Origin of the sequence: Acinetobacter sp. YH01022 (assembly GCF_013420235.1) — a bacterium.
Lineage (GTDB): Bacteria > Pseudomonadota > Gammaproteobacteria > Pseudomonadales > Moraxellaceae > Acinetobacter.
Genome location: NZ_VOYP01000033.1, coordinates 26,116 through 34,756 on the forward strand (window position 1 = coordinate 26,116; position 8,641 = coordinate 34,756).

Sequence of the window (8,641 nt, forward strand, 5' to 3'; positions counted from 1 at the left end):
AGACATTATTGCTGCAAGTATTCCATAGCGTGCTTTTTAAAAACAAAAAGCTGATCGAGAAAGACTGTTTTTGTATCCGCCTGCAGATCAGCAACTTTATGTATAAATACTGGCCTATTAATTGCGATTTTCCCCTGGAAAAAACCTGGCTTTAAGGCTAGCTTATTCATATCTATATCATTGATTTCTATCTTATGCATTTTCAAGTCCATATGATTGATGTGAAAAATCAATTGCAGAACTATATCTGGTTATTAGAACATATCCCGAGTAAAGAAGTAGTTGCAGTTGACCCTACTGAAGCACATCTGGTCGAAGAATTTTGTACAGCGAAAGGTTTAAAGCTGACTCAAATCTGGCTGACACATTGGCATAAAGACCATATTGGCGGTGTGCCCGAGCTTTTACAAAATCGTCATATCCCCGTTTATGGTCCACGGGAAGAATTAAGCAAAGTTCCTTTTATCACTCATCCCCTACAACATGAAAATCATCTTAGTTTTCATGATTTAAATATTGAGATTATTGCCGTACCTGGACATACACTGGGGCATATCGTTTATTTTATTGATGCGCTGGATGTACTTTTCTGTGGCGATACATTGTTTGCCATGGGTTGCGGCCGTGTGTTTGAAGGAACATATGAGCAAATGTACCACTCACTCAATCGCCTGGCCGCTTTGCCAGCACGTACCAAAGTCTACTGCACCCATGAATATACACTGGCCAATGCCAAGTTTGCTTTACATGTCGAACCTGACAACCTGGCGATTCAGCAGCGCTTCGAACAGGTAGAAGCACTGCGTATGCTCGGTCAAAGTACCTTACCAAGTAGTATTGAACTGGAACTGCAAACAAATCCCTTTTTAAGGGTGGACAGCGTGGAAGAATTTCGGCACATACGACAGTTAAAAGATAACTTTTAATGGGTGTAGTATGTAGCAGCGATGACAGTTTATAAAATTTGATGGATTTGGGTATAAGCATCAAGCTCGGCTTGCGTTACCACCTTGGTGACATGCATCTCGTCCACACGAACTAGCAGTAACCCACCTAAAGCAGGTTGATAACGACGGGCGCTGCCAAAAGGCGTATAGGACACTTTGGATTGTTCGCCGAAAAATAGCCAGTCCTCATGGCCCAGCATAACAGCAACAGGTACCTGACCTTGTTGCTGCATCTGCTGAATTTGCTTGCTTACATTCTGTTCAATGGTTTCTGTGGTCATTACAATTCTGTCTTCATCTTGATCAACATTTTGCACCTGCCAGAATTCAATAAATTCTCTTGGTACAATGCCATATATTTTATCTTTTTTTAAAATATATGACACTGTCATTTTTTGGCGGCTATTGATTTGTGAATAAAATAACATGGCTGTTCCACTTCAGTGCGGTATTCCCCCCCAATAATTTATCCTTCCCCAAAACTGCTCAAAGATAAAAACATTCATGCTCTAGTTAAAATTGTGTTTAAATATTTCCATTTCAAAAAATCAAGAAAATAGGCTAAAATAAATAAAAATCAATAATATGTAAAATAATTCCTTAAATACAAGATTGGTTTTTATCCGCAATTTAATTATTATTTACGCATTTCTTGCATAAAAAAAATACAAAATATTTATTTTATAAAAAACCTGTTCAAGCTACCCTTTAAAAAAATATCTGCATCCCTATTAATTATTTAATAGCAGTCAGTATCTAATACACAAGGAGTTCTCTCGTGAAGAAAGTTGTTAAGGCAAAAAATTTAATTGCATTTCGTATCTGGTTAGAAAAATTGGGCTATTCAGTAAAATCATTGACTGATAATCGTGGGTTTACCTTTAGCTTCAAAAAAGAATACGGTCTGGTCACATGTGATTTAGCAGGTAATGCGCTTGCCATGCAACTTGGCGAAGAATTCGAAGATCATTTAAAAGCTTAAAAGACTATTGGTCATTTTGGATTAGGGCAAAACAATAATAATTTTAAATCTATTTTTAAAAGCCCATTTTTTGGGCTTTTTATTTATGTTCACTTTTTACAGGCAATAAAAAAGCAAGGTCTATTTACCTTGCTTTAATATGGTGGGGATAGAGAGACTCGAACTCTCACGCCCAGAGGGCGCTGCGACCTGAACACAGTGCGTCTACCAATTCCGCCATATCCCCGTCAGGACCAGCTTAGTGCTGGATTTTTCTTACAATAAAAAAGCAAGGTAGCTTACCTTGCCTTAATATGATGGTGGGGACGGAGAGACTCGAACTCTCACACCTTGCGGCGCTGGAACCTAAATCCAGTGCGTCTACCAATTTCGCCACGTCCCCATCAGGGTACCAACTGTGTGTTGGATTTTTTTAAAACTTGGCAGAGGATCAAGGATTCGAACCTTGACGAACGGTTTTGGAGACCGTCATGCTACCATTACACCAATCCTCTGTAACCTAATTATCAAACTATGCTGATATTTAAGTGGTGGGGACGGAGAGACTCGAACTCTCACACCTTGCGGCGCTGGAACCTAAATCCAGTGCGTCTACCAATTTCGCCACGTCCCCAATGGCTGTGTATATTATAGAGATCGATTCCTGATGACAAGACCTTTTTATGAAAAATCCACTTGTTTGTTTAAATAAAAAACAAAAACCGTTTTTCTGTATTTTTCTTAAGCATTTTCAGTGACTAAGCAGCATTTTATTGTAGCAATGTCGGTAAATCTATGCTGTTTTTGCTTCGCCAACATGCCACATAAAAGCTGTTTAAACGCTAAATAAGGTTGTGGCAGTTCAATATTTAGCTGCTGGCAATGCAAATAGGCCCAATCGTGATAATTTTTTGCACTCAGGCGCTGATTTTTCAACCATTCATATAGAATAATACCCAGCGCATAAATATCCGTTTGCACGGTTTTTTCGGCACCCTGAAAAAGTTCGGGTGCCATATAGCGTGGTGTTGCCGTTAGATTTTTCGGATTGTGGACTGCATTGATTTTTTGTACCTGCTCAAAATCGATTAAACATACGCGGTTTTGGTATTCAACCAAGTGCTCGTGTTTCAAATCGCCATGAATCCAGCCTGACTGATGTAACTGCTCCACCGCATCTAAAAGCTTTAAGATCGTCTGTTTGATCTGTTGTAATGACATCTCGGCACAATCACCGAGCAATAATGCTGCATCGCTTAGAATCAATGCAGCACTGCACGACGCTTCTAATCCAGCCAGGTTTTTAAAATGAGAAATCATTTGAAAAGGTAATAAGAAATCAGGCTGGCTGCTGGCAGAATTGGCTTGAGCTAAAAACTGCTGATAAAAAACCAGTTCATTTCGAAACCCGGCTTCAATACTGGGATGGCTATTCAAGCTTTGGGTTTTTAACCAATAGCGTTGTTGCTGATATTCAAAGGTATATAAACAACGCCCAAAAGTTAAACTTCTGGGCTTGGTCTTTAACATTAAATGGATGTTAGAAAAATCCACATCTTTAAACTGCAATAAATTCTGCGGTTTTTTTCTCTGGATCATGCTGATAACTTAAAAGCTCTAAACAGTGCTGAATGGTTTTACCGACACGGGCATGGGTTTCGATAGAAGATATTTTTGGCCAGGTTGCCCGCTCCCCTTCTCTTTGCAATAACTTGAACAAATACGGACGTGGATTCTGGAACATGTAACTATAATGGCGCAGGCTATAATCACCTACGATATTCACATCACCATAATAACCTTGATCAATCACCCCATATCCATGATCGAGCAAACGGCGTACAGGAGGAAACATACCAACCCGACCACGGGTAAAATCCATGATTCCTTTAGCAATGACTTTGCCCTGACGACGAACAATCCGCTCTGGCCAGCTCATCATATCTTGACGGTAGCGCTCTACATCACTTTGCATGAATGGCACAATATGTGGATTCACCTGACTGGCAATGGTGTAATTTAAGTTATACAGTCGCGCCATTTTTTCTTGCGGGAAATCACTTCTTACACTACCGTCTACCCAACGGGTATTGGACATATAAGGGGTCAATTTGCCATCGTAACGCTTACTGGTGAGCTTAACCGGTGGAAACAGGATAGGCACAGCACAGGATGCCAATACCGCACTCCAGACCAGTAAATCTGGCGAAGTATAAGTATTCATGATGCGGGCTTGTTGTGAGGTGTCATAAGGTGCTACAGCGACATTAATATGTAAACCGGAAGTTTTAAAGGCTTCTTCAAATGTCACATCACCCAAATTTTCAATCAGGAATTTTTTCAAGTATTTTACATCGGCAAAACCACCATTGCCCTTTAAAAGGTCACCAAATTTACGAAAGTGAAAAGCTTCGGTAAAAAAGTTTTCACCATTTAAAAGGCCGGTAATATCTGAAGGTTTTGAAGTACCGAGCATGGTGGTCATGATTGCCCCGGCACTCGAACCGGATAACACTTTAGGCATTAAATCCTGTTCAAGCAGTGCTTTACATACGCCGGTATGAAACAGTCCTAAAGTTGCTCCACCTGAAAACATGATCGCAGGCTGACCATAAGCTTTTTTACACTGCTGAAAGAACTCTATTTTTTTTTCCATACACAGACAAGTACAGTCAGCCGAAGCGATGTAAGCCAGGCTGTCACTGACTTCTTCCACATAATCTTCAATAATTTTTTTAGTGCCCACATAGGTGGCATTAAAAAGCATGGGATGTGCAATATTTGCAATATCGTAGCTTAAACCTTCACGCAATATGTACATGATATCTTGGGTACGTTTTTGAAAACGGTAGCGTTTTAACCTGCTTAATCGCTCAGAAATAATTTCGGCATCAAAATAAGGTGAACAGTTATCCAATTTCCATTCTTGAGCACCGGATTCTTCATCTATTTTTAGGGCAATGCTTTTCCATTCTTCATATGTTTCAGCCGCAGCGAGCTGACTTTTTAATTTTTTTATACGGTATGCTTGATGTGGATTAATATTTGTCGTGAAATCATTAAATAACATATCTATCCCTCAAACACTTTCATTGTTATTTCCTGTCCCTGATCGGGTATCGAACATCATCTTTGTACAATCTACAAGTGATTAATCCATCATCATACCGCCTATTCAATTGGCAAACTATGGCTATTTGATATACAGTTTCCATGTAAAATGACCTTTTCACTTTATCCGTATAAGCTGAACCATCATGGCAACAATTGATTTACCTGACAATATCTTACAAGTTCTTTCGACTGTACTCCAACAGCTACAGCAAAACCTACCTGAACTGAAACAAGAAACCAACTTTGAAGCTTCGGCTTATAAGTGGCAAAATAAACAATTAAACGCCATTCAGCAGCCTAAAAAAATCTATTTGGACGATTTAAAAGGTATAGAAAAACAAAAAGAAAAAGTGATTCAAAATACCCGGCAATTTTTAAAAGGCTTGCCTGCCAACGATGTGCTACTGACTGGCTCACGCGGCACAGGGAAATCCTCAATTGTACGTGCATTATTAACCGAGTATGAATCTGAAGGCTTGCGTTTAATTGAAATTGAACGTGATGATTTGGCCGATTTGCCGATGATTCAGAAATTGATTGAAAATCGTCCTGAAAAATTTATTGTCTACTGTGATGACCTGGCTTTTAACGCAGAAGATGAAAACTATCGCAGTTTAAAAAGTGTATTGGATGGTTCATTACAATCTGGTTCAAGCAATTTTATTATTTATGCCACCAGCAACCGCCGTCATTTATTGCCGGAATTTATGCATGAAAACACCCCGATAACGCGTATGGATGTTCCTCAATACACGGAGCTACACCCACAAGAAGCCATTGAAGAAAAAATTTCACTGTCTGACCGTTTCGGTATGTGGCTGTCGTTCTATCCGATGGATCAAAACTTATACCTAGAAATCGTGCAGCACTATTTAGCAAAAGCTGGTATGTCCATGACAGATGAAGTACGCGCCGAAGCCTTAAGATGGTGTCAGGCACGTGGACAGCGTTCAGGGCGTGCAGCGTATCAATTCTCTAAGCATTGGATTGGATCACAACTACTTCAGTCTCAATAATTAGCTTAAATTTGTGAAAACTGGAAAAGAATCTCTCATATTCTTTTCCAAAATTAAAAAAGAGGCTCTCGCCTCTTTTTTAATTCTTTATATTTAAGCTTCGCTTGGATTGGTCAACTCTGTCATTGGCCAGCGTGGCGTAGTCCTCACAGACAGACCATCATGCTGCCCTGCTTTTAAACGCTGATAACCAGCAAAGGCAATCATCGCACCATTATCAGTACATAACGCGGGTTCTGCATAATAGACTTGGGCTTTAATTTTAGCCAAATCCGCTTCCAGACGTTCACGTAAGCACTTATTGGCACTTACACCACCTGCAATCACCAAACGTTTTAAACCGGTCTGTTTCAGTGTTTTTACCGATTTTTTCACCAATGTATCTACCAGCGCTTCCTGGAAGCTCGCTGCGATATCGGCTTCACGACCTTGACCTTCCACTTTTTTCAATTGAATGGAAACAGCGGTTTTTAAACCACTAAATGAAAAATCTAGACCTTGATGCAACATTGGGCGTGGGAAAGCAAAGGCTTCTGGATTCCCCTGCTCAGCCAGTTTTGAAATGTTCGGACCACCCGGATAAGGCAAGCCCATCATCTTTGCCACTTTATCAAAAGCTTCACCGGCAGCATCATCAATGGATTCACCCAGCAATTCATATTGACCAATGCCATGCGCTGCCATGAGCTGAGTATGCCCGCCAGAGACCAATAAAGCGACAAACGGAAATTCTGGCGGAGTTTTAGACAACAAAGGCGCCAACATATGACCTTCCATATGATGCACACCAATCGCCGGTTTATTTAACGCGAATGCCAAGGTACGACCAAACAGTGCCCCGGTCATAAGCGCTCCCATCAAGCCGGGACCACGTGTATAGGCGACTGCATCAATGTCTGATTTTTTAATATTGCTTTGTTCAAGCAACTGATTCATTAAAGGAATTAACTTACGCACATGATCGCGTGAAGCCAGTTCCGGGACCACTCCACCATATTCGGCATGCAGTTTAATCTGACTATATAACACCTGTCCTATTAAGCCGACTTCACTGTCATAGAGTGCTAACCCAGTTTCATCACAAGAAGTTTCCAAGCCCAGAACGATCATTAAACTGCCTTTTACCCGTATCTAAATATTGCTAAAGCTATTATAGACTTGTGATATGAGATGTAAATGAGTAAAATACTGCACTTCACTTGTGATCGAAGGCAATTCAGCCTAGATCTTATCCATAACTTAATGAGGATTCTTCATGCCACAAGTTAAATTGAAAGAAGGCGAACCAGTAGACGTAGCTATCCGTCGTTTCAAACGTTCATGCGAAAAAGCAGGTGTTTTAGCTGACGTTCGTAAACGTGAATTCTACGAAAAACCAACTCAAGAACGTAAACGTAAAAAAGCTGCTGCTGTTAAACGTTACCAAAAGAAATTGGCTCGCGAATCAGTTCGTACTACACGCCTTTACTAAGATTAATTTGTGATTGACTGCCTGGACTAAATAAATGACTACTTTAAAAAACCAAATCACTGAAGTTTTGAAAGCAACAATGCGTGCTAAAGAAATGAATAAGTTGACGGTTATTCGTAGTCTGCAGGCAGCAATTAAGCAAATCGAAGTCGATGAGCGCAAAGAGCTTGACGACGCTCAAGTTCTTGCGGTCATTGAAAAGCAAATTAAACAACGTAAAGAATCGGTTAAAGCCTTTGAAGGCGCTGGCCGAGATGATTTAGCTAGTAAGGAACAAGCCGAAATTGAAGTGTTATCTCAATTTCTACCAGAAGCTATGACTGAGGAAGAGCTTGATTCTATCATTGCGCAGACGATTACTGCACAAGAAGCCACTAGCATGAAAGATATGGGTAAGGTGATGAATTCTCTGCGTCCGCTCATAGCCGGGCGCGCCGATCCTGCACAAGTTTCAGCTAAAATTAAAGCTAAACTTAGCTAACCCCACTTCTAAAATCGTTCTTTATCGTTGAACTGCCTTTAAGCAAAGACAGTTCAAATGTTTCATCTAATCTCTTATAAACATTCCCGATTATTTCAGATCACACTGAATATTATATTTTTTCAAAATCAGCATTTCTTTTGATGACATCACTTTATTAATGACGTCTTGCTTGGTCATGTGTCTAAATTGACGATCCAAAGACTCCCTGTTCTGATCTGCCGCCTGATATAACCGATCTACATAATTACCCACTATTCCACAAAACTGTGCTTGCTGCTGTGAAGTAAAGGTGGTTTGCTGTGGATCTAAGCTTGTAAAAAAATTTCTAGTTTGTTGCTTATATTGAGCAGAAATTTGATCCACCGCTGCGACGTATTGCTCAACACTCGCAACCGCTACATTTGATCCTGCACACCCCAACAATATTAAGGAAAATAATATTTTTTTCATAAATTAATACATTTAATCATTAAAACCATAAATTCACCCGCAGATTATCACAAAGTGAGCAAATTCAGCTGGTAAGCGTCCGCTGAATCCCATACCAATTTTTAATTCGATTTAGGTTTCCAGCAGTGTGGCAGTAACTCTTCAATCTGGGTCACTTTATGTGTCGGCAGCCTTTTCAGCACATCACTTAAATAGGCA

General features: G+C 40.1%; 12 protein-coding genes and 4 tRNA genes. 5 read left to right on the forward strand and 11 right to left on the reverse strand.

Annotated elements, in window-relative coordinates; translation table 11 throughout:
- Nucleotides 1–5: 5 nt before the first annotated feature.
- Nucleotides 6–200 carry a hypothetical protein gene (locus tag FTT87_RS11830; protein WP_180174912.1) on the reverse strand — a complete coding sequence of 65 codons (195 nt, stop codon included), beginning with the start codon at nucleotides 198–200 and terminating at the stop codon, nucleotides 6–8.
- Between FTT87_RS11830 and gloB the strand changes: the two genes are divergently transcribed.
- The gene (gene gloB / locus FTT87_RS11835; protein ID WP_166166591.1) at nucleotides 195–926 is read left to right on the forward strand and encodes a hydroxyacylglutathione hydrolase; all 732 of its coding nucleotides are present in this window, start codon (nucleotides 195–197) and stop codon (nucleotides 924–926) included. The two genes, FTT87_RS11830 and gloB, sit on opposite strands and share 6 nt — an antisense overlap.
- 29 nt (nucleotides 927–955) lie before the next feature.
- On the opposite strand, the gene FTT87_RS11840 is transcribed toward gloB, so the two are convergent.
- Complete coding sequence (locus FTT87_RS11840) at nucleotides 956–1,228, reverse strand: hypothetical protein (RefSeq protein ID WP_180174917.1); 273 nt, start codon at nucleotides 1,226–1,228, stop codon at nucleotides 956–958.
- Nucleotides 1,229–1,725: 497 nt separating this feature from the next.
- On the opposite strand from FTT87_RS11840, the gene FTT87_RS11845 reads away from it, so the two are divergent.
- Nucleotides 1,726–1,929, forward strand: a complete 204-nt coding sequence (locus tag FTT87_RS11845) for a hypothetical protein (RefSeq protein ID WP_086176023.1) — start codon at nucleotides 1,726–1,728, stop codon at nucleotides 1,927–1,929.
- A 140-nt stretch (nucleotides 1,930–2,069) separates the two neighbouring features.
- Here FTT87_RS11845 and FTT87_RS11850 read toward each other — a convergent pair.
- From FTT87_RS11850 to FTT87_RS11875, 6 genes are all read right to left on the reverse strand, one after another.
- Nucleotides 2,070–2,155: transfer RNA gene (locus FTT87_RS11850), tRNA-Leu, on the reverse strand.
- Nucleotides 2,156–2,226: 71 nt separating this feature from the next.
- A tRNA-Leu gene (locus FTT87_RS11855) sits at nucleotides 2,227–2,311 on the reverse strand.
- A gap of 38 nt (nucleotides 2,312–2,349) precedes the next feature.
- A tRNA-Trp gene (locus tag FTT87_RS11860) sits at nucleotides 2,350–2,423 on the reverse strand.
- 34 nt (nucleotides 2,424–2,457) lie between these two features.
- Nucleotides 2,458–2,542: transfer RNA gene (locus tag FTT87_RS11865), tRNA-Leu, on the reverse strand.
- A 107-nt stretch (nucleotides 2,543–2,649) separates the two neighbouring features.
- The gene (locus FTT87_RS11870; protein WP_180174913.1) at nucleotides 2,650–3,507 is read right to left on the reverse strand and encodes a protein kinase; all 858 of its coding nucleotides are present in this window, start codon (nucleotides 3,505–3,507) and stop codon (nucleotides 2,650–2,652) included.
- On the reverse strand, nucleotides 3,467–4,978 hold the full coding sequence (locus FTT87_RS11875) for a DUF3336 domain-containing protein (protein WP_180174914.1): 1,512 nt from the start codon (nucleotides 4,976–4,978) through the stop codon (nucleotides 3,467–3,469). Before FTT87_RS11875 ends, FTT87_RS11870 begins: the two co-directional genes overlap by 41 nt.
- A gap of 187 nt (nucleotides 4,979–5,165) precedes the next feature.
- Between FTT87_RS11875 and FTT87_RS11880 the strand changes: the two genes are divergently transcribed.
- Nucleotides 5,166–6,038: an ATP-binding protein gene (locus tag FTT87_RS11880; protein WP_166166599.1), complete on the forward strand. Its 873-nt coding sequence runs from the start codon at nucleotides 5,166–5,168 to the stop codon at nucleotides 6,036–6,038.
- Nucleotides 6,039–6,131: 93 nt separating this feature from the next.
- Here FTT87_RS11880 and tsaD read toward each other — a convergent pair whose 3' ends face one another.
- Nucleotides 6,132–7,148: a tRNA (adenosine(37)-N6)-threonylcarbamoyltransferase complex transferase subunit TsaD gene (tsaD, locus tag FTT87_RS11885; RefSeq protein WP_180174915.1), complete on the reverse strand. Its 1,017-nt coding sequence runs from the start codon at nucleotides 7,146–7,148 to the stop codon at nucleotides 6,132–6,134.
- 145 nt (nucleotides 7,149–7,293) lie between these two features.
- Between tsaD and rpsU the strand changes: the two genes are divergently transcribed.
- Together rpsU and FTT87_RS11895 are read left to right on the forward strand one after the other, a co-directional pair.
- The gene (gene rpsU, locus FTT87_RS11890; protein ID WP_001136722.1) at nucleotides 7,294–7,509 is read left to right on the forward strand and encodes a 30S ribosomal protein S21; all 216 of its coding nucleotides are present in this window, start codon (nucleotides 7,294–7,296) and stop codon (nucleotides 7,507–7,509) included.
- A 34-nt stretch (nucleotides 7,510–7,543) separates the two neighbouring features.
- Nucleotides 7,544–7,990, forward strand: coding sequence for a GatB/YqeY domain-containing protein (locus FTT87_RS11895; RefSeq protein WP_086195548.1), 447 nt, complete (start codon nucleotides 7,544–7,546; stop codon nucleotides 7,988–7,990).
- A 90-nt stretch (nucleotides 7,991–8,080) separates the two neighbouring features.
- Here FTT87_RS11895 and FTT87_RS11900 read toward each other — a convergent pair whose 3' ends face one another.
- Nucleotides 8,081–8,443 (reverse strand): hypothetical protein, encoded by a 363-nt coding sequence (locus tag FTT87_RS11900; RefSeq protein ID WP_180174916.1) that lies wholly within the window; start codon nucleotides 8,441–8,443, stop codon nucleotides 8,081–8,083.
- 101 nt (nucleotides 8,444–8,544) lie between these two features.
- The coding region (locus FTT87_RS11905) for a transposase domain-containing protein (protein ID WP_004785112.1) at nucleotides 8,545–8,641 on the reverse strand (97 nt) is incomplete at its 5' end.

What these genes read in the sequence shown, in the direction of transcription:
- gloB (WP_166166591.1), top strand. Translation starts at nt 195, where the DNA reads ATGCATTTTCAAGTCCATATGATTGATGTGAAAAATCAATTGCAGAAC.
- FTT87_RS11830 (WP_180174912.1), bottom strand. Translation starts at nt 200, where the DNA reads ATGCATAAGATAGAAATCAATGATATAGATATGAATAAGCTAGCCTTA.
- FTT87_RS11840 (WP_180174917.1), bottom strand. Translation starts at nt 1,228, where the DNA reads ATGACCACAGAAACCATTGAACAGAATGTAAGCAAGCAAATTCAGCAG.
- FTT87_RS11870 (WP_180174913.1), bottom strand. Translation starts at nt 3,507, where the DNA reads ATGATCCAGAGAAAAAAACCGCAGAATTTATTGCAGTTTAAAGATGTG.
- FTT87_RS11875 (WP_180174914.1), bottom strand. Translation starts at nt 4,978, where the DNA reads ATGTTATTTAATGATTTCACGACAAATATTAATCCACATCAAGCATAC.
- FTT87_RS11880 (WP_166166599.1), top strand. Translation starts at nt 5,166, where the DNA reads ATGGCAACAATTGATTTACCTGACAATATCTTACAAGTTCTTTCGACT.
- tsaD (WP_180174915.1), bottom strand. Translation starts at nt 7,148, where the DNA reads ATGATCGTTCTGGGCTTGGAAACTTCTTGTGATGAAACTGGGTTAGCA.
- rpsU (WP_001136722.1), top strand. Translation starts at nt 7,294, where the DNA reads ATGCCACAAGTTAAATTGAAAGAAGGCGAACCAGTAGACGTAGCTATC.
- FTT87_RS11895 (WP_086195548.1), top strand. Translation starts at nt 7,544, where the DNA reads ATGACTACTTTAAAAAACCAAATCACTGAAGTTTTGAAAGCAACAATG.
- FTT87_RS11900 (WP_180174916.1), bottom strand. Translation starts at nt 8,443, where the DNA reads ATGAAAAAAATATTATTTTCCTTAATATTGTTGGGGTGTGCAGGATCA.